Genomic DNA, 20943 nt, shown 5'->3' with positions numbered 1-20943 from the left:
GGTCAGGCGACCGCGGCGGAGGAATCCTCGCCTTCGCCGCCGCCCTTGACGATGTCCTCCAGGCCCTGTTCGCGGACCTTGCGATAGAGGGTGGAGCGGCCGATGCCGAGGCGGCGGGCCACTTCGCTCATGTGTCCGGCGTAGATCTCGATGGCGAGCTGGATCAGGTCGCGCTCGATCTCCTCCAGGGTGCGCAGGTGGCCGCGCTCGTCGAGCACGCGCACCGGGGCCTCCTTGGGCATGGCGCCCGCCAGGTCCTCGGCGGTGAGCGGCGCCGCCGGCACGGCGGCCGGGGCGGGCGCGGCGCGCGCCGGCGCGGCCTCGGGCGGCGGCGGGGCGACGCCGGAGATGGCGGGGAAGTCGTAGGGCTGCAGGTAGGGCTGATCGGCCAGGACGATGGCGCGATAGACCGCGTTCTCCAGCTGGCGCACGTTGCCGGGCCAGTCGTAGGCGGTCAGGCACTCCAGGGTCTCGGGCGTGGCGCCGACCACCGACTTGCCTTCCTCGACGTTGAAGCGGCGGATGAAGGTGTCGACCAGGGCGGGGATGTCGCCACGGCGCTCGCGCAGGGCGGGCGCTTCGATCGGGAAGACGTTCAGCCGGTAGAACAGGTCCTCGCGGAACCGGCCCTCCTTGACCTGCTGGGACATGTCGCGGTTCGTCGCCGAGACGATGCGCACGTCCACCTTGATCGAGCGCTTCGAGCCGATCGGGTCGATCTCGCTCTCCTGCAGGGCGCGCAGGAGCTTGACCTGCATGTCCAGCGGCAGTTCGCCGACCTCGTCGAGGAACAGGGTGCCGCCGTTCGCTTCCTGGAACTTGCCCAGGTGCTTGTCGGTGGCGCCCGTGAAGCTGCCCTTCTCGTGGCCGAACAGGATGGATTCCACCAGGTTCTCGGGCAGGGCGCCGCAGTTGACCGCCACGAACGGCTTGCCGGCCCGGTCGGAGGAGCCGTGCACCGCGCGGGCGATGACCTCCTTGCCGACCCCGCTCTCGCCGGTGATCAGGATGGGGATCGAGGAGCGCGCGGCCCGCTCGCCCAGGCGCTTGACCATCTGCATGGCCGGGCTGTCGCCGATCAGGTCGTCGAAGGTGGTTCGGCCGCTGGCGCGCTTCTTCAGGCGATCGACCTCGCCCTTCAGCGCCCCCATGGACAGGGCGTTGCGGATCGACACGATGATCCGCTCCGGCGCCGCCGGCTTGACGAAGAAATCGCAGGCGCCGGCCTTCATGGCCTGGACCACCGTGTCGATGCCGCCGGTGGCGGTGAGCACGATCACCGGCTGGTTGAAGCCGCGGGCGCGCATCTCCTGCAAGGTGTCATGGCCGTTCAGCCCGGGCATGACGAGGTCCAGCAGCACCACGTCCGCGGCCTTCCCGCCCATCAGGTGCTGCAGGGCCGCATCGCCGTTCTCCGCCTGCGCCACGGCGAAGCCGTCGCGTTCCAGGACCGCCTGGATCAGCCTGCGCTGCGTCGGATCGTCGTCGACGACAAGGACCGTCTTGCTCATTCGAATACACCCACCTGAACCGGCCGCTCGCCTCATGGGGCGAGGCTCTTTGTGGCCCGGATTGATACAGGGGCGGGGTAAAGGCGGGGTTTCGCAGAACTGAGTCGCAGGTTAACGCCCCGCGGGGGGCCTTGCGCAGGCTCAACTCCAGGATGATGCAATCGCGCCACGATGGAGCGCTCTACGGCCAAGGCGGCGCGCGCCGCCCCGAAATGGCCTTTTTGACGCTTCATCGAGCCTGCGCGGGTAAGACACATTAACCATCTTTAATGTGGCGTCCCGCACTGGCTGAAACTGGGAAGGAGGTCTCGCATGAGAGGCCGTAACAAGGGCGTTTTGATTGCTGGGACGCTCGTGCTGGGGGCGCTGAGCCTCGGCGGGTGCGCCACCAAGAAGTACGTCAACGAGGAAGTTGGCCGCGTCGAGACGCAGGTTACCGCCCAAGGCGCACGCCTCGAACAGGTCGAGGGAACGGCCAAGGAAGCCCTGGATCGGGCGACCGCCGCCGGCAAACTGGCTGAAGGCAAGTTCCTCTATTCCGTCGTCCTGTCGGACGACTCGGTGAAGTTCGCGCTCGACAAGTGGGAGCTGTCGCCCGAGGCCCAGGCCCGGCTCGACGCCCTGGCCGAGAAGCTGAAGAGCGACAACCGCAACGTCTATGTGGAGATCCAAGGCCACACCGACGCCACCGGCGACGCCGACTACAACCAGAAGCTCGGCGAAGAGCGCGCCGAAGCGGTGCGCAAGTACCTCAACCGTCAGGGCGTGGCGCTCAACCGGATGGGGACGATCTCCTACGGCGAGGACGTTCCGGTGGCCCCCAACGACACCCGCGAAGGCCGTTCGGCCAACCGCCGCGTCGTGCTGGTGGTGCTGTCGTAAAGCAGAACTCGGTCGGGCGGACGCCGCCCTTCCGACGCCAAAGGCCCCCGGCTCCGGCCGCGGGGCCTTTTTCTTGGTCGGCCGGGTCATGCGTTTTCGCATGGCCGCGCTTCGCGAAAGCCCGGTTTCGTCCTAGCCTGCCGACGAACGAGAATGGGGCGTCTGAAGGGGAGGGCTCGTCCATGTTCGCCGGCCACTACGCCGCCGCGCTCGCCGCCAAGGCGGCCGAACCGCGCGCGCCGCTCTGGACCTACGTCATCGGCTGCCAGCTCGTGGACATCGGCTGGAGCGCCCTGATCATGACGGGCGTCGAGAAGGTCAGCTTCGACCCTTCGCTGCCCGGCAGCGCCCTTGTGCTCGAGCACATGCCCTACACGCACAGCCTGCCGGCCTCGATCCTGTGGTCGCTGGCCGCGGCCCTGGCCGCGCGCTGGGCGCTGAAGCTGCCCTGGCGGGCGGCGGTGTTCGTGGGTCTGACGGTGTTCTCCCACTGGCTGGCGGACCTCCTGGTCCACCGGCCGGACCTGGAGCTCTGGTTCGGCGGGCCGAAGGCGGGGCTCGGCCTTTGGAACTATCCCGTGCCCGAGCAGGCGGTGGAGATCGGCCTGCTGGCGCTTGCGGGCGCCGCCTGGGCCTGGACCCGCGGGCGGGCCGGACAGGGCGGCTGGGCCGCGCCGATGTTCCTGCTGCTGCTGATCGCCGTGCAGATCCTGGCCATGGTGCTGCCGGCGGCCGAGGACCCCGTGGCGATGGGCCGAATGGCGCTGGCGGTCTACCTGGCGCTCGGGTTCGCCGCCTGGGCGGTGGACCGGCGCGGACGCTCCGGCCCCTTGCTCGCCGCTGCGTAAACCGAATAGTGCTGATCCATGAGCTGCGCCGCAGAGCGCAGGCCGGGGAGGGCCATATGAACACCACCAAGCTGATCCTGTCGCTCGCGTTCGCCGCGATCCTCGCAGGCTGCCAGAAGCCGGCGCCTGCGCCGGGCGCCGTGGACGCCGCGCGTCTGCAAGCCGCCGAGACCAACGGCGAATGGCTCTCCTACGGGCGCACCTACTCGGAACAGCGCTTCAGCCCGCTGACCAAGATCGACACCAAGACGGTCGGCGACCTGGGCCTCGCCTGGCACCATGAGTTCGACACCGACCGCGGCCAGGAAGCGACGCCGCTGATGGTCGACGGCGTGCTCTACACCACCACCGCCTGGTCCAAGGTCTACGCTCTGGACGCCCGGACCGGCGAGCTGAAGTGGTCGTACGATCCCAAGGTGGACGGCTCCAAGGGCTTCGACGCCTGCTGCGACGTGGTGAACCGCGGAGTGGCCGTGTGGAACGGCAAGGTGTTCGTGGGGGCCCTGGACGGGCGGCTGATCGCCCTGGACGCGGCCACGGGCAAGGAGGTCTGGTCCGTGCAGACCACCGACACCTCCAAGCCCTATACGATCACCGGCGCGCCGCGGGTCGTGAAGGGCAAGGTGCTGATCGGCAACGGCGGCGCCGAGTACGGGGTGCGCGGCTACCTGTCGGCCTACAACGTCGACGACGGCAAGCTGGTCTGGCGCTTCTACATGACGCCGAATCCGGAGGGCAAACCGGACGGAGCCGCCTCCGACAAGGTGCTCGCCGAGAAGGCCGCCGGGACCTGGTTCGGCGACGGCTGGAAGAAGTCCGGCGGCGGCGGCACGCCCTGGGACGCCATGGCCTATGATCCGGCCCTGGACCTTCTCTATGTCGGCGTCGGCAACGGCACGCCCTGGAACCGCATCGATCGCTCGGCCAACAACGGCGACAACCTGTTCGTCTCCTCGATCCTGGCGCTGAAGCCGGACACGGGCGAGTACGTCTGGCACTACCAGACCACCCCGGGGGAGAGCTGGGACTACACCGCCACCCAGCAGATCACGCTGGCGGACCTGACCATCGAGGGCAAGCCGCGCAAGGTGCTGATGCAGGCGCCGAAGAACGGCTTCTTCTACGTGCTGGACCGCGCCACCGGCGAACTGCTGTCGGCCACCCCCTATTCGCAGGTCACCTGGGCGACCGGGGTCGACATGAAGACCGGCCGGCCGATCGAGGCGCCGGGCGTGCGCTACGAATCCAAGCCCTCGCTCCAGTTCCCTGCGCCCTTCGGGGCCCACAACTGGCACCCGATGGCGTTCAACCCGCAGACGGGCCTCGTCTACATCCCAACCCAGCAGGTGCCGTTCGCTTACGTCAACGACGGCAAGTACAGCTATCGCCACGGCTCGTGGAACACCGGGGTCGACTTCCTGGCCAACGCCCTGCCCGACGACAAGGCCCAGCTCGCCGCCGTCAAGGCGATGATGAAGGGCGAGCTCGTCGCCTGGGACCCGGTGGCCAAGAAGGCGCGCTGGAAGGTCGAGCATCCCTACTTCTGGAACGCGGGGGTGCTGACCACCGCCGGGGGCCTGGTGTTCCAGGGCTCGGCCGAGGGCCAGTTCGCGGCCTATGACGCAGCCGACGGCAAGAAGCTGTGGAGCTACAAGACCGAGAACGGGGTCATCGCCGCGCCGATGACCTATGAGCTGGACGGCGAGCAGTACGTGGCGATCATGGTCGGCTACGGCGGCGCCGGGGCGCTGTCCTCGCCGAGCTTCCTGCCCGATCGCCCGCGCCTGCCCGGCCGCCTGCTGGTGTTCAAGCTCGGCGGCAAGGCGACCGCGCCGGCCTATGAACTGCCCGAGAAGATCGACATCGACCTGACCGGCGTCAGCTCCCCGGGCGACGCCCAGCACGGCTTTGCGCTCTACCACCAGAACTGCCAGGTCTGTCACGGGCCGAACGCCTCGGGCGCCTACCTGCCCGACCTGAAGCGCTCGCAGATGCTGACGACCGCCGAGGCCTTCAAGTCGGTGGTGATCGACGGGGCCAGCGCCTCGCGGGGGATGGCGAGCTTCAGCCGCTTCCTTTCGCCCGCCGACGCCGAGGACATCCGCGCCTACGTCCTGACCGAGGCCCGCAAGGCCAAGGGCCAGGCCCAAGCCAGGGCCAACGCCAAGGCGTCCGCCCCGGCCAGAGGCTGATCCGAATCCCGCCGCGCGGCGTCTCGCGCGCGCGGCGGGAAAGGACTAAGTCTTGGGGCATGAACGCCCCTGTCAAACCCGACACCCTGCCCGAATGGCGCCTGGACGACCTCTACGCCGGGCGCAACGATCCGCGCATCGAGGTCGATCTGGCCGCCGCCAAGCAGGCCAACGACGCGCTGGCCGCCATGAAGGGCCGCTTCGTCGCGGCCGGCGACGACCCGGTGACCCTCGGCGCCCTGCTGGACGAGGGCGTTCGTCTCTATGAAGAGGCCACGAACGGGCTCTGGGCCGTGGGCGCCTTCGCCTCGCTTTCGGCCTCCACCGCCCGGGACGATCCGGCCTGGGCCAAGTTCGAAGCCGACCTTCGCGCACGCTCGGCCCAGATCGCCGCCGAGAGCCTGTTCTTCACCCTGGAGATCAACGAACTCGAGGACGAGAAGATCGAGGCCGCTTTCACCGCCTTTCCCGCCCTCGGGCGCTGGCGGCCGTGGATCCGCCGGGTGCGCCTGGGCCGCCCGCACGAGCTGAGCCCGGACCTTGAGCGGATGCTGGTGGACCGCGGCCCCGCAGTGTCCAACTGGGTTCGGCTCTACGACGAGACCCTGGCCAAGCTCGCCGTGCGGGCCGGCCGCGAACGCCTGACCCTGCCCGAGGCGCTGAACCGCCTGTCCGATCCGGAGCCGGCCCGCCGCAAGCAGGCCGCCCAGGGTCTGGCCCAGGCGCTGGAGGAGAAGGCCACTGTGCAGGCGCTGTGCCTGAACACCCTGGCCTTCGAAAAGCAGGTCGAGGACCGCTGGCGCAAGTATCCCGATCCCGCCGCCGCCCGCCACCTGGCCAACGAGGTGGACGCCGACGCGGTCGCCGCCCTGGAGACCGCCGTGGTCGAGGCCTATCCGGCCGTCAGCCACCGCTATTACGCGCTGAAGGCCAAGGCGATGGGCCTGAGGGTCCTGAACTACTGGGACCGCAACGCACCCTTGGACACCGCCCCGCCGCGCACCTACGGCTGGGACGAGGCCCGCAGCATGGTGCTGGACAGCTTCGCGGCCCTGGCGCCGCGCTTCGCCGACACCGCGCGCACCTTCTTCGCCCAGCCCTGGATCGACGCGCGGCCGCGGGCCGGCAAGCAGTCGGGCGCCTATTCCCACCCGGTGACCGCCGAGCGCCACCCGTACGTCTTCATGAACTACATGGGCGAGCGGCGCGACGTGCTGACCCTGGCCCACGAGCTTGGCCACGCGGTCCACCAGACGCTGTGCTCGCCACTCGGCACCCTGCTCGCCGACACGCCGCTCACGCTCGCCGAGACCGCCTCGATCTTCGGCGAGGGGCTGGTCTTTGAGCGCCTGCTCGCCCAGGCCTCCAAGGAGGAGCGCCGCGGTCTCCTGGCCGGCAAGATCGAGGACGGCCTGAACACGGTGGTCCGCCAGATCGCGTTCCACCGGTTCGAGACCCGCTTCCACGCCGCGCGCGGGGCCGGCGAGCTGGCGCCCGACGAGATCGGCGGACTGTGGCGCGAGGTCATGGCCGAGAGCCTGGGGCCCGCCGTGAAGCTGAACCCGGGCTACGAGCACTACTGGGCCTATGTCAGCCACTTCGTGCACGCGCCGTTCTACGTCTACGCCTATGCCTTCGGCGACCTCCTGGTGCGCGGGCTGATGGAGAAGCGCCGGGAGGACCCCGCCGGCTTCGCTCCGCTCTACGAGGACCTCTTGGCCGCCGGCGGCACGCGAACCTACGTCGAGGCGCTGAAGCCCTTCGGCCTCAATCCCCGGGAAAAGGCGTTCTGGGCCGCCGGCATGCACCAGATCGAGCGGCTGGTGGACGAGTTCGAGACCCTGGTTTGAGGCCTCGCGCCTAGAGCCTGTTCGGTTTGGATGGAACCATCCAAACCGATCAAACAGGCTCTAAACCAGGAGCCTAGAGCGCGCCGGGCGGGCTAACCGGAGTCCACTCAGCCCTGGCGTGCTCTAGGACGGCGCGAGCCCCAGCCACGTTCGCACCCCGGGCAACCGGCGCAGGAGCAGGGTTTCCAGGAGGCCGATCGCGATCAGCGACGCGCCCAGCACCGGCAGGAGCACCCCCAGGACGACCACCAGCACGATCCAGCCGGCGGAGACGCGGCCGTCGCCCAGGCGCTCGGGCGCGCCGAGGACGCCTTCCGGACGCCGCCGCCACCAGACCATGGCCGCCGTGGCGCTCAGGGTCACCAGGCCCAGCGCGGCGAGCACGCCCAGCGCCTGGTTCAGCGGGCCGAAGAGCTGGCCCTCGTGGGCGGCGATGGCGACGCCCACCACACGGTCGATGATGTGGCGGTCGGCGAAGGACTCGCGCCGCGCCACCGCGCCCGTGGCGGGGTCGAGCTCCAGCTCCACTCTCAGCGGCCGGTCCTGCGTTTCGGAGCTGACGACCCAGTTGGGCGTCCGCGCCGAAGGGGGCGTCACCAGCACCGGCGGCGGCAGGTCCATGGCGCGCACGCTCGCGGCGATGCGGTCGTAGCTCAGGCGCGGTCCCGCCGCGTCCAAGTGGCCGTGCCGGGCCATGTGGTCCTCGGCCTGGGCGGCGGCGCGGTGTTCGGCGTGCTCGTCGGCCCGGCTGTTGGTCCAGTCCTGGCGCACCGCCGCCGTGCCGGTCAGCCGCCGGACCTCCTTGAAGGCGTCGCCCCAGACGGTCGCCCAGGGCAGGCCCGTGACCAGCAGGAAGAGCACGAGGCCGGAGATCCAGAACCCCGTCACGGCGTGCAGGTCGCGCCACATCAGCCGCGAGCCCCGGCCCAGGCGCGGGAAGACCACGCCCGCCAGGCCCGAGCGTCCGCGCGGCCACCACAGATAGAGGCCGGTGACCACCATCAATATGCCCCAGCAGGCCGCCAGCTCGACGAGGATCGAGCCGCGCTCGCCCATCAGGAGTTCGCCGTGGATGGTCTTGGCCACCTCCATGAAGCGTTCGTCCTCGCGCACCGTCTTGATGACCGCCAAATCGTCGGGCCGCACATAGACCCGGGTCTCCGCACCCTCGGCGTCCCGCACGATGATGCGGGCGGCGTCCGTCGGATCGGCGCGCAGCTCGATCGTCTTGAGCCTGCCGCCGGGGACGGCCGCCACGGCTGCGGCGGCCTGGGCCTCCAGGGGCGCGGGCGGACCCTGGAGCGCAAGGCGGTCGTAGGGCCGGTCGATGACGGCCTCGACCTGCGGTTTGAACAGGTAGATCGAGCCGGTGAGCGCCAGCACGATCATGAAGGGGATGCAGACGACGCCGGCGTAGAAGTGCCAGCGCCAGATCGCCCGATAGTCGATCCAGCGCCGCCGGCCGGCTTCGCGGGACGCGTCAATCGCCTGGGTCATCGCCTCACCACCGGGTCTTCAGGTCGAGGACGAAGGTCCGCTGCGGCAGCGGGTGCGAGACGTAGGCCTGGTTGTCGAAGAGGTTGTCCACGCCCAGGCCGACCTGCGTCGTCTCCGTCAGGTTCCAGGACGCCCGCGCGTCGATGATGAAGTACTCGGTCTGGAAGCCGTAAGCGTCGCCGCGCACCAGGCCGAAGAGGTCGGAGTTGGGCCGCGTGGCGTAGCGCCAGCCGGTCGACAGCTTCAGCCGGTCGTTCACGCGGTATCGGACATTGCCGTTGGAGCGCCAGCGCGGGATGCGCGGGAACATGACCCCCTCGGCCGCCGTGTTGGCGCTGTTCTTCGCGGTCGTGGCGTCGATCCAGGCCACGTTGGCGTCGACGTCCAGGCCCTCGATCCCGACGTCCGTGGCCTCCAGGATCAGTTCGGCGCCGTACTGCCGGACCTCGTCGACGTTCTTGTAGGAGGAGACGACCGAGCCGTACTGGTTGAGCCCGCTGAAGCTGAAGATGGCGTCCTCGATGTCCTGGTAGAACAGGCTGGCGGTGACCTTCACCCCGTCGAAGCCGCGCCGCACGACCAGGCTCGCGTCCTTGGACTTTTCCGGCTTGAGGTTGGGATCGAAGCTCTGGGGGTCGATCTCGCGGGTCACGTCGTCGATCCGGCCCTGGAAGAGCTCGCCGACGGTCGGAAAGCGCCTGGCCACGCCCAGGCTAAGCTGCACGTCCCAGTCGCGGGCGACTTTTCCCTGCAGGCTGAGCTTGGGGCTGAACGAGGTGTCCTCGCGCTCCGGATAGGCGTCGTAGACGGCCGCCCCGCCCGAGAGCTTGCCGATGCCGCCGTCGAAGGCCCGCCAGCTGTCGAAGCGCGCGCCGGCGGTCAGGACGAAGGTCCCGCCCAGGTCGATCTCGTCCTCGACGAACACGCCCCACAGGCTGGTCTTGCCGAAGGTGGCTGACGAGAAGACCGCGCCCGAGGCGTCCTTCCAGGCCGTGGTCGAGAAGGTGTTCTGCGCCGTCTCGTAGCGGTTGGCGTTGAGGCCGACGGCGAGCTGGTGGCGGCCGAGGGAGCGTTCGGCCAGCAGGTCCAGCGTCACCCAGCCGGGCTCGTCGGCCAGCGTGCGGGTTCCCGCCCCGTTGGCCGCGCCGGTCAGATAGTCCTTCGAGGTCCGTGCGTCCTGGTCGGCGATCCAGTAGCGCGACAGGTTCGCCGAGAGGTCCCAGCCGGTCAGCGGCCCGGCCAGCTTCAGGCCGGTCAGGTGTTCGGTCCGCTCCGTGAGCGACTGGGTCAGGCCCGTCGCGTTGTAGGTCTTGCCGTTGAAGACGACCTTGCCCTGGTAGACGGTGTTTCCGGCCGCATCCCTAAGGAAGCTTCTGGCGTCGGTCCCGTCCTGGTCGGTCACCCAGGCGAAGGCCAGGGCCTCGGCGCTCCAGCCGTTGTCGAACTCATAGCCCAGGCGCAGACGGGCCTGGTCCTGGATCACATGCGTCGGCGAGGCCGCGGCGAAGACAGGGCTCGCCAGGCGCGGGTCGACATAGGCGCCGGTGACGGCGGTGCCGGTCCCCGTGGCGGCGGTGAGCAGGCTGTAGCTCATCGGTTGGCCGACGTTGTTGAAGTGGCGGAAGCCGGCGCGCAGGCGCCAGGGACCCTTGTCCTGCCTCCAGGAGATTCCGCCCTCGGCGCTGTAGCCCTGGAAGGTTTCGTCCACGCCGTATTCGCTCCACGGCATGATCATGGTCTGGGCCTGGGCGTAGACCTCCTTGCCCTCGGGCTCGCGGGTGGTGACCGAAATCACCCCGCCCATGGAATTGCCGCCGTAACGGGCCGAGTAAGGGCCGTAGACGATGTCGAACTGGCGCACCTCGGCCGGGCCGACCACGTTCCACTTGGGGGGGAAGTCGTACCGGTTGCCGAGGAAGTTCGACACGACGAAGCCGTCTACCATGACGATGGTGCGCGCGCTCTGGATCGTATTGGCGCCGCGCAGGGCGACCACGGCGTTGTCGTCGCCGGCGTAGCGTTTGCGCACGAAGAAGTTCGGCGCGTACTTCATCAGGTCTTCGACGTTCACGGCGTTGATCGCCTCGAACTCGGTCTGGCCGAGCGAGGCCGACAGGCCGCGGGGCTCGACGGTGATCGGCCTGTCGCCCTGGCCGATGACGATCAGCTCGCTGACGCTGGCGGCGTCGGCGGCGGTCTCGGCGTGGGCGCATAGGGGCAGGGCGGCGGCGGCCAGGGCCGCGGCGGCGAGGGCGCGCGGCGAGGCGCCGGCGCAGGCGTTGCGGTGCATTGGATGTCCGATCTGACAAGCGTTCTGTGCCCGGCGCGCGGGGCGGCCGGGGGGCGGCTCGGGTCAGATCAGGCGGGGCGGTCCGGTGGTCGGCGGGGGCGGGGCGGCAAGGCCGAGCCCCGGGCGCTGGTGGACCGCGTGAACGGTCGCGGGGGCCGGGTAGGCGGGGAGCGGCGCGGGCGCCTCGGCCAAGCTCGGCGCGGTCAGCGGCGCGGCGGCGCCGGCGAAGGCGCAGGGGTGGTCGCTCTTGGGCTCGGGGCCGGCCGGCTTGCCGTCATGGCCGAGCGAGGCCTCGAACGCGGCCTGGGCGGGATCGACCGAGACCTGGAGCGGGCCTTCGCCCGTACAGATCACGAGCGCCGGGCCGCCCGGGCTGGCCGAGGCCATGTAGCCGGCGGGGATCAGAACGCGCATGAACAGCGCCAGCGCCACCAGGACAAGGCCCGTGCGCCGCAGCTCGCCCCTGTGACCTGCGCCCCTCACCATGGGGCGGCGGCATAGACCTGCCGCGGCGCCTTGTCCATCAGCGCACGGGCCGGCCCATCCGGGCTTGCCATTTCTCAAACGCCCGTTAGTCAGCTTGGCCCATGTCCGACGACCTCACTCCCGTCCAGGCCGCCGTCGTGCCCGACGGCTTCGTGATCAACCTTTGGCAGCGCGGTTTCGGTCGCACCGTCGGCCCGTTCTATTCGCGGCGCGACGCCGACGACAACGAGACCATGGCCTTCCGGGTGGAGGAGCACCACGCCAACGGCATGAACAACTGCCACGGCGGCATGCTGATGAGCTTTGCGGACATGGCCTGGGGGCGGGTGATCTCCAACAAGCGCGAGATCGGCTGGGTGACGGTGCGCCTGACCACCGATTTCCTCTCCGGGGCCCAGATGGGCGACTGGGTGGAAGGGTCCAGCGAGATCATAGCCGAGCAGGACGACCTGTTCACCGTGCGCGGACGCATCTGGTGCGGCGAGCGCACGCTGATGACCGGGACCGGAGTCTACAAGGGGATACGCTCGATCGTCCGCAAGGCGGGCTATCGGGAAGCGGGGGAGTAGCATGGCGGACGACAACAAGCCCGGCGCGGTCGAGACCTACGACGACCGGCCGATCCATACCGAGCCGGGCGAACTGCCGCCGGAGGTCCAGGCGCCGCTTGCGCCCTTCGCCGGGGCCGAACCGCCGGCGCCGCAATGGTTCAAGGACGCCATCGCCCAGGAGCCCGAACGCAGCTTCGTCGACTCACTGGGCAGCAAGATCGAGATGCTGACCTGGGGCGAGGTGGGCAAGCCCGGCCTGCTGCTGGCGCACGGCAACTCGGCTCATGCGGACTGGTGGAGCTTCATCGCGCCCTACCTGGCGCAGGACTACCGGGTGGCCTCCATGTCGCTGGCCGGCATGGGCGCCTCTGAGTGGCGCGAGAGCTACGCCTTCCAGGACTTCGCCGAGGACGCCGAGGCCTGCGCCCGGGCCGCGGGACTCTACGAGGGCGGGCGCAAGCCGATCTACGTCGGCCACTCCTTCGGCGGCTCGCAGGTGTTCTTCGCCGCGGCCAGCCACCCGGAGCGGATGCACGCCGCGATTCTGGTGGACACCGGCTTCGGCGGCCCGCCGCCGAACTCGCCCGAGGCCAAGCGCATGGAGCAGGTGCGCAACATCCCGACCGCCGACCGGGCGAGCCGGGTCTATCCCACGCTGGAAGCGGCGCTGGCGCGCTTCCGCTTCATGCCGCCCCAGGCGGCGGGGAACCTGTTCGTGGCCGACTTCATCGCTCGCCGCTCGCTCAAGCGCGCGCCGCTGGAGGACGGCTCGGGCGAGGGCTGGACCTGGCGGTTCGATCCCAACATGTGGAACAAGCTCGATCGTTCGGCCATGAACGAAATCGCCCAGGGCGGCCGCCCGGAGGTGAAGGTCCCGCTGGCGCACATCTACGGCGACCGCTCGGTGATCATCACCCGTCGCGCCGAAGGCCAGTTCCCCTCGCCGTTCCCGGACGACATCCTGGAGATCGCCATTCCGGACTCGGCGCACCACGTGATGGTGGACCAGCCCCTGGCGCTGGTGGCGGCCCTGCGCGCATTGCTCGCAGTCTGGCCGGCTTGAGCGCGCGCGCGGTCTCGTGTATCGCCCAACCCATCATTGAGCACCTAGAGAGCGACATGGCCGACCACGCTACCGACTACGTCCGCGGCGAAATGGACATCCAGGAGCAGAACGCCACCTACGACCTGTTCATGGCCATGACCAAGTGGGGCTCGCTGTCGCTGGTCGCCCTGCTGGCGCTTCTGGTGCTGTGGTTCTGCACGCCGGCGGGTTTTCTCTCCGGCTTCGTCGCGGCGCTGGTCGTGACGGTGATCGGCGTGCTGGTCCTGCGCGAAAAGCCGCAAGCGGCCCACTGATTTCCTGAGCTTCGAAGGCGGACGTCGCGGGCGTCCGCCTTTGCGCGTCAAGGATTCAAACAATCGTTCGAAAAGCGGCGTTCGGCCGCTGGACGGAGTCAGCGGCTTTCCGTAAGGTCGCGGCTCCGCGCATGAGGGGGGACCTGCGGCATGGCCGTCATCGCCGTCACCAAGGAAAGCCGTTCGGGTGAGACGCGGGTCGCCGCCACCCCCGAGACGGTGAAGAAGCTGATCGGCGCGGGCTTTGCTGTGGTGATCGAGGCGGGCGCGGGGACCTCCGCCTCCTATCCCGACGCCGACTACGCCGCCGCCGGCGCCGAAATCGCCGCCTCGGCCGCCGCGGCCCTCGCCAAGGCCCACATCCTGTTCAAGGTGCGCGCGCCCTCCGAGGCCGAGATCGCAGCCCTGAAGCCGGGAACCATCGTCGCGGCCAGCCTCAACCCCTACCAGGACAAGGCCGTCCTGGAGGCGCTGGCGGTCAAGGGCGCGAGCGCCTTCGCCATGGAGTTCATCCCGCGGATCACCCGCGCCCAGGTGATGGACGTGCTGTCGTCCCAGGCCAACCTCGCCGGCTATCGCGCGGTGATCGAGGCCGCCGAGGCCTACGGCCGCGCCCTGCCGATGATGATGACCGCCGCCGGCACCGTGGCCGCCGCCAAGGTGTTCGTCATGGGCGTCGGCGTCGCCGGGCTGCAGGCCATCGCCACCGCCCGCCGCCTGGGCGCGGTGGTCACGGCCACCGACGTGCGTCCGGCCACCAAGGAGCAGGTCGAGAGCCTGGGCGCCAAGTTCATCGCGGTCGAGGACGAGGAGTTCAAGAACGCCCAGACCGCCGGCGGTTACGCCAAGGAGATGAGCGCCGAGTACCAGGCCAAGCAGGCCGAGCTGATCACCGGGCACATCGGCAAGCAGGACATCGTCATCACCACCGCCCTGATCCCGGGGCGGCCGGCGCCGCGGCTGGTCAGCGCCGCCCAGGTGGCCTCGATGAAGCCGGGTTCGGTGATCGTCGATCTGGCCGTCGAGCAGGGCGGAAACGTCGAGGGCGTGAAGCTGGGCGAGACCGCCGTCACGGCCAACGGGGTGAAGATCCTCGGCGCGCCGAACCTGCCCGGCCGCATCGCCGCGGACGCTTCGGCCCTCTATGCGCGCAACCTCTTCGCCTTCGCCGGCCTGTTGCTGGACAAGGAGGGCGGCCTGGCGCCCGACTTCGAGGACGAGATCCTCAAGGCGGCGCTGGTCACCCAGGGCGGCGCGATCGTCCACCCCGCGCTCAAGGCCTGATCCCACAGGAGGATAGAATGGAAGCCGTCGACCCCACTGTCTTCCGCCTTGCGATCTTCGTGCTGGCGATCTTCGTGGGCTACTACGTGGTCTGGAGCGTCACGCCGGCCCTGCACACGCCGCTGATGGCGGTCACCAACGCGATCTCCTCGGTGATCATCGTCGGGGCCCTGCTGGCCGTGGCCGCGCGCAGCCCGGACGGGGCGATGACCGGCAGCGTGATGATCTCCAAGGGGGCGGGCGCGATCGCCGCAGCCTTTGCGGCCGTCAACATCTTCGGCGGGTTCCTCGTCACCCAGCGGATGCTGGCCATGTACAAGAAGAAGCAGAAGTAGGCCGGGGTCCGGGGGCTCATCATGAACGCCAATATCGCCGCCATCGCCTACCTGATCTCGGGCGTGCTCTTCATCCTGGCGCTGCGCGGGCTTTCGAGCCCGGAAACCAGCCGCACGGGCAACCGCAACGGCATGATCGGCATGGCCATCGCCGTGGGCACGGTGCTGCTGACCCTCTGGGGTCAGGGGGCGCTGGACGCCCTGACGCTCGGTCTGATCGTCGGCGGCGTCGCCGTGGGCGGGGGCGTCGGCGCGGTGATCGCGCGCCGGGTCGCCATGACCTCCATGCCGCAGCTCGTGGCCGCCTTCCACAGCCTGGTCGGCATGGCCGCCTGCCTGGTGGCGGTGGCCGCCATCCACACCCCGGCGGCCTACGGCATCGTCGGGGCCGACGGGCATGTGCACCTGAACTCGCTGATCGAGCTGTCGCTGGGCCTCGCGATCGGGGCCATCACCTTCACCGGCTCGGTGATCGCCTTCGCCAAGCTGAACGGCAACATGTCCGGCGCGCCGATCCTCCTGCCGGCCCGCCACCTCCTGAACATCGTCATCGCCCTGGCGATCGTCGCCCTGATCGTCGTGCTCGTGGCGAGCGGCGGCTCGGCCCTGTGGGCGTTCTGGGGCATCTTCGCCCTGTCGCTCCTGATCGGGGTGACTCTGATCATCCCGATCGGCGGGGCGGACATGCCGGTCGTGGTGTCGATGCTGAACAGCTATTCGGGCTGGGCGGCCGCGGCGCTGGGCTTCACGCTCGAGAACACCACCCTGATCATCACCGGCGCCCTCGTCGGCTCCTCGGGCGCGATCCTCTCCTACATCATGTGCAAGGGGATGAACCGCTCCTTCATCTCGGTGATCCTCGGCGGCTTCGGCGCGGACGACTCCGCGGCGGCGGCGGGGGGTAAGGTCGAGACCCGTCCGGTCAAGCAGGGCAGCGCCGACGATGCGGCCTTCATCATGAAGAACGCCTCCAAGGTGATCATCGTACCCGGCTACGGCATGGCCGTGTCCCAGGCCCAGCACGCCCTGCGCGAAATGGCCGACAAGCTGAAGGAAGAGGGCGTGGAGGTGAAGTACGCCATCCACCCCGTCGCCGGCCGCATGCCAGGACACATGAACGTGCTGCTGGCCGAGGCCAACGTGCCCTACGACGAGGTGTTCGAGCTGGAGGACATCAACTCCGAGTTCTCCACCGCCGACGTCGCCTTCGTCATCGGCGCGAACGACGTGACCAACCCGGCGGCCAAGACCGATCCGCAGAGCCCGATCTTCGGCATGCCGATCCTCGACGTGGAGAAGGCCCGCACCGTGCTGTTCGTGAAGCGCGGCATGAGCTCGGGCTACGCCGGCGTGGAGAACGAGCTGTTCTTCCGGGACAACACCATGATGCTGTTCGGCGACGCCAAGAAGATGGTCGAGGGCATCCTTAAGGCGCTCTAGGCGCCCTTCGCGGCCTGATTCGCCCCCGCGGGCGGGTCATCCGCCGGCCAAGCGCCTCTATGGCAAGCGTTTTCCCGCCGCGCTTGTCCCCTGCTGTTCATGAGCCCATGGTTCACAGAACAACGATCGGGGAGGCGTCAATGCGTTTTAGTGCAGGCGGAGCCGTGTTCGCGTCAGTTCTGGCCCTGTCGGGGCTGGGTATTTCCAGTTGCAGTGAACCGGAGCCGGCGGCTCCAGAGGCGCCGGCGGCCTTCGCCCTGGCCACGGCGGAGCACGCCAACGGCGTGTTGCCGCCGCAGACGGTGAAGGTGGCGTCCAAGGACGGCTATTCGGCCAACGTCACCCTGACGCCTAGCTGGCGGGTCAGCGGCGGCGAGCTGTTCGTCAGCTGGTACGCCGGCCTCAGCCAGACCAAGCGCTTCTTCCAGATCGCCGAAGAGAGCGGGGATGCGGCCAAGAAGCCGGAATGGCTGACCAATCCGGACCAGGGCGTGCGCGCCGTGCGGCTCGCCTTCGACGGCGGGCCCCTGCAGGACATCAAACCCTCGACGACCCGCGCTTCGTTCAAGGTCCCGGAAGGGGCCAAGGCGATCACCCAGGTGCAGATCGACTTCGGCGAGCCTGACGCGCCGGTGACGGCGGTCTGGAAATAGCCGCCGAGCGGCCGCGACGGCATTGCGCCGTCGCGGCGGATTGGCGAGGCTGGGCCCATGTCTGGCGCCCAGCGCTTTCATCCCGTCCGCGGGGAACTGATCGATATCGGCGGCCGGCGACTCCGCGTCGTGCGCGCCGGCGCGCCGAGCGCCCGGCCGACCGTCCTTTGCGAGCACGGCGCCTTCGGCTGCGCCGCCGACTGGGCGAGCGTGCAGGCCCGGCTCGCGGCGCTCGGCCTGCACAGCCTGGCCTACGACCGCGCCGGCCTGGGCCTGTCCGATCCTGGCCCCGCCCCCCGCGACGGCCGCGCCATCGTCGCCGACGCCGAGGCCATGCTGGCCCATGCGGGCGAGACCGGGCCCCTGGTGCTCGTCGGCCACTCCATGGGCGGGCTGATGGTGCGCCTGTTCGCCCACGCCCAGCCGGCGCGGGTCGTCGGCCTCGTGCTGGTCGACGCCGTCACGCCGGAGGCCATGGACCTGCGTTTTGCACCCCAGGCGGTCTCGCTGTTCTGGAGCGGCATGCGCCTGGTGGGCTTGGGCGCGCGCGCCGGCCTGATGCGGCCGGTGGCGCAGGTGACGGGCAACCTCATCGGCCTCGTCGGCGAGGCGGCGGTGGAGAAGCGGCGGATCTACGCCAACGCCGCCCATGCCCGCGGCGCGGCCGAGGAGGTGGAGCAGTGGCCGGCGACTTCCGAACTCGCCCGCGCCGCGCCCCTGGCGCCGACCCTGCCGGTGGCCGTGATCACCGCCGGGCCGGAAGGGCGCGCGCCGCGGCTGAAGGCGGCCCAGACCGCCGCCGCCCGCGCCTCGGAGCACGGCTATGTGGAGCACGTGCCCGGCGCCAACCATGCGAGCCTGCTGGGCGAGCGCTTCGCCGATCCGGTGGTGCGCGGCGTTGTGCACGTGCTCGAGGCCGCCGGGCTCTGAGGCCCTAAGGCTCGCGCAAGATCCGGCCGCAGGCGGCCGCCAGCCGACCGCCCGCCAGCGTTTGCACGGCGAGGCCGGCGACCGGCTCCAGCAGCGGGCAAGCCGGTCCGGGCGGATCGCCGAAGACGAGCGGCAGGCCCCCCCGGGCGTGGGCCGGCGTTGCGGCGAGGGCGCGCCTAAGGCTCGGCGCAAGCCGGGCCGCGTGGCCCGCGAGGGGGCGTACGACGAGCCCCGGCTGATCGGCCCGCAGTTCGAAGCGGCCGTCCCAGACGATCGGCGCGTTGGGCGGGAGCGCCTGGGCCGACAGGCCGGTCCGCTTCAGTTCCCCCGGTTCGCGCAGGAAGCGGACCATCCGCCCGTCCGCCTCGATGCGGGCGCCGGCGAGGGTCGCGACGAGCGGTTCGGTCCCGCGGAGCAGATCGAGCAGCCGCTCCAGGCGATCGGTCCGCGGCGGGCGGCTTTCTCCGGCGGCGCAAAGGCAGGCGGCGCCGACGAGGGCCCGGGCGGCCGGCGGCGAGGCCTGCCGCAGGCGTTCTCGGGCGATGGAAAGGCCGCCCCAGGGCGCGGCGTCGACGCCTTCCGCCAGCCTGGCGAGTTCGGCTCGCGCCTCGGACTTCTCCGGGGGCGTGCGCGCGACGGCGCCGGCCCCCCGGGCCTGTGCCCGGGCCCGGGCCCGGGCGTAGGCCTGGTTGGCGTTGGCTGGATCCTCGACCCAGGTGCGGTCGTCGGCGGCGAGGGCCTCGCGGATCTCGCCTCGGCCCAAGGCCAGCATCGGACGCAGGAGGAACACCCCGCGCCCCTGCGGCCAGGCGGGCGAAGGCGCCCATTCGCGGGGGGCTGGCGTCGTCGAGCCGGCCTCGCGCATGGCGGCGGCCTCGGAGACGTCGTCGGCCGTGTGGCCCAGAAGGATCACCCTCGCGCCGGAGGCCCGCGCGGCTTCGGCCAGTAGGCGGTGACGGGCCGCGCGGGCCGCGGCCGGCAACCCGCGCTCGGGCTTCGCCCCCGTCCAGGCCAGGACCGTGAAGGGGCGGCCAAGGCTCGCGGCCACCTGCGCGCACCAGGCGGCCCAGTCCCGGCTCTGCGGCTGCAGCCGGTGATCGACGTGCAGGACCTGAAGGTCGCGGCCGTGCGCCCGCGCCCAGGCGTCGGCCGCCAGCAGCAGCGCCAGGGAGTCGCCGCCGCCGGAAAAGGCGATCGCCAGGGGCGCTGCGGACTCGGGGTTCAGCCGGCGGTCGAGCCGCTCAGCGACGCGGCCAGCCAGGCCGTCGAGCGGTGGGCTCAGGCGCACTTGGCCTGGGTGCGGGCCGAAGCGGCGCGGGATTTCACCGCCGCCGGCGCCGAGGGATAGCGCTTTGCAAGCTCGCTCAGGGCCTGGCAAGCCTCGGCGTTCTTCCTGAGCGCGATCAGCTCGCGGGCCAGCTCGACCGTGGCGTCGGGCGCCCAGCTCGTCTTCGGCCAGCCGCGGATCGCGCCGATATACGCTGTCGCCGCGTCGGCGTGCACGCCGCGCGCGGACAGGGTCTTGCCGTACCAGTAGCGGGCCTCGGGCGCCTTGGCGTCGTCGTCGTAGCTCTCGACGAAGGCCTGCCACTGGCGCTCGGCCCCGTCGTAGTCGCCGTTCAGCATCGCCTGGCGCGCCTCGGCGAAGGCTTCGGCCGGCGGCGGCAGGGAGACGCCGGCGGCGGCGCTCTCGTCACTGGATCCGGCGTCGGTCTCGACGGGCGCAAGGCTGCGTTCCATCGCCGTCAGCCGGTCGCCCATGGCCTTGACCTCGGCCTGCGAGGACTCCAGGGCGCGGCGCGCCTGCGAGAGCTCGTAGGTGGTGGTCTCGAGCTGGCCGTTCACGCGGGTGAGCGTCTGTTCGAGGTCGTTGACGCGCCGGGTCAGCTCCTGGATCTGGAAGTCGGTCTCGGCCGGCTGCACCACCACCGGCTTTCCGCTGTCGCGGCCCTGGTAGACGATCGAGCGCAGCTCGCGCACGACCTTTTCCATGCGGTCCAGGCGGCGGGCGTCGCGGGCGTCGAGCGGATCGTCCATCGGCGTCTGCGCGATCGACGGCGCGGCGGCCAGGATCAGGACGAAGGCGGCGGCGGGAGCGAAAAGGCGGCGGAGCGTCATGGCGGTGGTCATCTTCACGGGCGAAGTGAGGCTGCGGCTGGCGGCGAAATTGGGGCTTAGGCCCGATCGGCCCGAAGTTGAAGGCGGTTCAAACGAAAAGAGGGGACCGCAAGCGGCCCCCTCTGCATCGTGGCGTCCGAGGCGGCTCAGCGCGCGCCGCTGACGATCGCCGTGTGGGCGTTCCGGTTGCGCTGGTAGGCGTCTTCGGTCGTGCCCGGGTCGATCGGACGTTCCTTGCCGTAGGACACGGTGGAGATCCGCGAGGAGGCGACGCCGCGGTTCACCAGGTAGTCGCGAACGGCGTTGGCCCGGCGCGAGCCCAGGCCGAGGTTGTATTCGCGGGTGCCGCGTTCGTCGGCGTTGCCTTCGATGCGGACCATCACGCTCGGATACCTGTTGAGCCAGGCGGCTTGGGCGTCCAGCACCGGCGCGGCGTCGTCGCGCACCGAATAGCTGTCGAGGTCGAAGTAGACGCGGTCGCCGACGTTGATGACGAAGTCCTGTTCGGTGCCGGGCAGGGGACCCTGGGCGACCGGCGGCGCCGGCGGCGGCGTCTCAGGCGCCGGCGTGGCCGCAGGCGGCGGCGGGGTCGGCGCGACGGGCTCCGGCTTCGGACGCTGGCAGGCCGCGAGCGAGGTCGCGGCGGCGGCGATGAGCGCCAGTCGGACGGCGCGGCTGGTATTGAAGCTCGTGGTCGGCACGCGGGCCTCTCCTCAT

19 protein-coding genes are annotated in these 20943 nt (G+C 70.5%); 12 read left to right on the top strand and 7 right to left on the bottom strand.

Annotated features, from left to right (window positions below):
* Positions 1-2: 2 nt before the first annotated feature.
* Positions 3-1511 carry a sigma-54-dependent transcriptional regulator gene (locus ACK4YQ_RS01205; RefSeq protein ID WP_409607444.1) on the bottom strand — a complete coding sequence of 503 codons (1509 nt, stop codon included), beginning with the start codon at positions 1509-1511 and terminating at the stop codon, positions 3-5.
* 312 nt (positions 1512-1823) lie between these two features.
* On the opposite strand from ACK4YQ_RS01205, the gene ACK4YQ_RS01200 reads away from it, so the two are divergent.
* The 4 genes from ACK4YQ_RS01200 (at position 1824) to ACK4YQ_RS01185 (ending at position 7283) form a co-directional block, all read left to right on the top strand.
* Positions 1824-2393, top strand: a complete 570-nt coding sequence (locus tag ACK4YQ_RS01200) for an OmpA family protein (RefSeq protein WP_409607442.1) — start codon at positions 1824-1826, stop codon at positions 2391-2393.
* Between the two features lie 182 nt (positions 2394-2575).
* Positions 2576-3241, top strand: coding sequence for a metal-dependent hydrolase (locus tag ACK4YQ_RS01195; RefSeq protein WP_409607440.1), 666 nt, complete (start codon positions 2576-2578; stop codon positions 3239-3241).
* 56 nt (positions 3242-3297) lie between these two features.
* Positions 3298-5433 (top strand): PQQ-dependent dehydrogenase, methanol/ethanol family, encoded by a 2136-nt coding sequence (locus ACK4YQ_RS01190; protein ID WP_409607438.1) that lies wholly within the window; start codon positions 3298-3300, stop codon positions 5431-5433.
* 59 nt (positions 5434-5492) lie between these two features.
* Positions 5493-7283 carry a M3 family oligoendopeptidase gene (locus ACK4YQ_RS01185; RefSeq protein ID WP_409607436.1) on the top strand — a complete coding sequence of 597 codons (1791 nt, stop codon included), beginning with the start codon at positions 5493-5495 and terminating at the stop codon, positions 7281-7283.
* Positions 7284-7406: 123 nt separating this feature from the next.
* On the opposite strand, the gene ACK4YQ_RS01180 is transcribed toward ACK4YQ_RS01185, so the two are convergent.
* The 3 genes from ACK4YQ_RS01180 to ACK4YQ_RS01170 form a co-directional block, all read right to left on the bottom strand.
* Complete coding sequence (locus tag ACK4YQ_RS01180) at positions 7407-8780, bottom strand: PepSY-associated TM helix domain-containing protein (RefSeq protein WP_409607434.1); 1374 nt, start codon at positions 8778-8780, stop codon at positions 7407-7409.
* A 4-nt stretch (positions 8781-8784) separates the two neighbouring features.
* Positions 8785-11070 carry a TonB-dependent receptor gene (locus tag ACK4YQ_RS01175; protein ID WP_409607432.1) on the bottom strand — a complete coding sequence of 762 codons (2286 nt, stop codon included), beginning with the start codon at positions 11068-11070 and terminating at the stop codon, positions 8785-8787.
* Positions 11071-11133: 63 nt separating this feature from the next.
* Positions 11134-11556, bottom strand: a complete 423-nt coding sequence (locus ACK4YQ_RS01170) for a hypothetical protein (RefSeq protein ID WP_409607430.1) — start codon at positions 11554-11556, stop codon at positions 11134-11136.
* Positions 11557-11657: 101 nt separating this feature from the next.
* Between ACK4YQ_RS01170 and ACK4YQ_RS01165 the strand changes: the two genes are divergently transcribed.
* From ACK4YQ_RS01165 to ACK4YQ_RS01130, 8 genes are all read left to right on the top strand, one after another.
* Complete coding sequence (locus ACK4YQ_RS01165) at positions 11658-12125, top strand: PaaI family thioesterase (RefSeq protein WP_409607428.1); 468 nt, start codon at positions 11658-11660, stop codon at positions 12123-12125.
* Between the two features lies 1 nt (position 12126).
* The gene (locus ACK4YQ_RS01160) at positions 12127-13170 is read left to right on the top strand and encodes an alpha/beta fold hydrolase (RefSeq protein ID WP_409607426.1); all 1044 of its coding nucleotides are present in this window, start codon (positions 12127-12129) and stop codon (positions 13168-13170) included.
* 56 nt (positions 13171-13226) lie between these two features.
* Positions 13227-13466, top strand: coding sequence for an aa3-type cytochrome c oxidase subunit IV (locus ACK4YQ_RS01155; RefSeq protein WP_409607424.1), 240 nt, complete (start codon positions 13227-13229; stop codon positions 13464-13466).
* Positions 13467-13616: 150 nt separating this feature from the next.
* On the top strand, positions 13617-14750 hold the full coding sequence (locus ACK4YQ_RS01150; protein WP_409607422.1) for a Re/Si-specific NAD(P)(+) transhydrogenase subunit alpha: 1134 nt from the start codon (positions 13617-13619) through the stop codon (positions 14748-14750).
* A gap of 17 nt (positions 14751-14767) precedes the next feature.
* Complete coding sequence (locus tag ACK4YQ_RS01145; protein WP_409607420.1) at positions 14768-15085, top strand: proton-translocating transhydrogenase family protein; 318 nt, start codon at positions 14768-14770, stop codon at positions 15083-15085.
* A 21-nt stretch (positions 15086-15106) separates the two neighbouring features.
* A complete protein-coding gene (locus ACK4YQ_RS01140) occupies positions 15107-16525 on the top strand; it encodes an NAD(P)(+) transhydrogenase (Re/Si-specific) subunit beta (protein WP_409607418.1) in 1419 nt (472 codons plus the stop codon).
* Positions 16526-16689: 164 nt separating this feature from the next.
* Positions 16690-17178, top strand: coding sequence for a hypothetical protein (locus ACK4YQ_RS01135; protein WP_409607416.1), 489 nt, complete (start codon positions 16690-16692; stop codon positions 17176-17178).
* 57 nt (positions 17179-17235) lie between these two features.
* Positions 17236-18108 carry an alpha/beta fold hydrolase gene (locus ACK4YQ_RS01130; RefSeq protein WP_409607414.1) on the top strand — a complete coding sequence of 291 codons (873 nt, stop codon included), beginning with the start codon at positions 17236-17238 and terminating at the stop codon, positions 18106-18108.
* 4 nt (positions 18109-18112) lie between these two features.
* On the opposite strand, the gene tilS is transcribed toward ACK4YQ_RS01130, so the two are convergent.
* From tilS to pal, 3 genes are all read right to left on the bottom strand, one after another.
* On the bottom strand, positions 18113-19396 hold the full coding sequence (gene tilS, locus ACK4YQ_RS01125) for a tRNA lysidine(34) synthetase TilS (RefSeq protein WP_409607412.1): 1284 nt from the start codon (positions 19394-19396) through the stop codon (positions 18113-18115).
* Complete coding sequence (ybgF, locus tag ACK4YQ_RS01120) at positions 19387-20226, bottom strand: tol-pal system protein YbgF (protein WP_409607410.1); 840 nt, start codon at positions 20224-20226, stop codon at positions 19387-19389. The genes tilS and ybgF overlap by 10 nt, the downstream gene beginning before the upstream one ends.
* Before the next feature lie 146 nt (positions 20227-20372).
* A complete protein-coding gene (gene pal, locus ACK4YQ_RS01115; RefSeq protein WP_409607408.1) occupies positions 20373-20927 on the bottom strand; it encodes a peptidoglycan-associated lipoprotein Pal in 555 nt (184 codons plus the stop codon).
* Positions 20928-20943: the final 16 nt, after the last annotated feature.

Source organism: Phenylobacterium sp. (genome assembly GCF_046291545.1).
Taxonomy (GTDB): Bacteria; Pseudomonadota; Alphaproteobacteria; order Caulobacterales; family Caulobacteraceae; genus Phenylobacterium.
The sequence above is the reverse complement of the archived record's forward strand: the minus strand, read 5'-3'. Positions and strand labels throughout refer to the sequence as shown.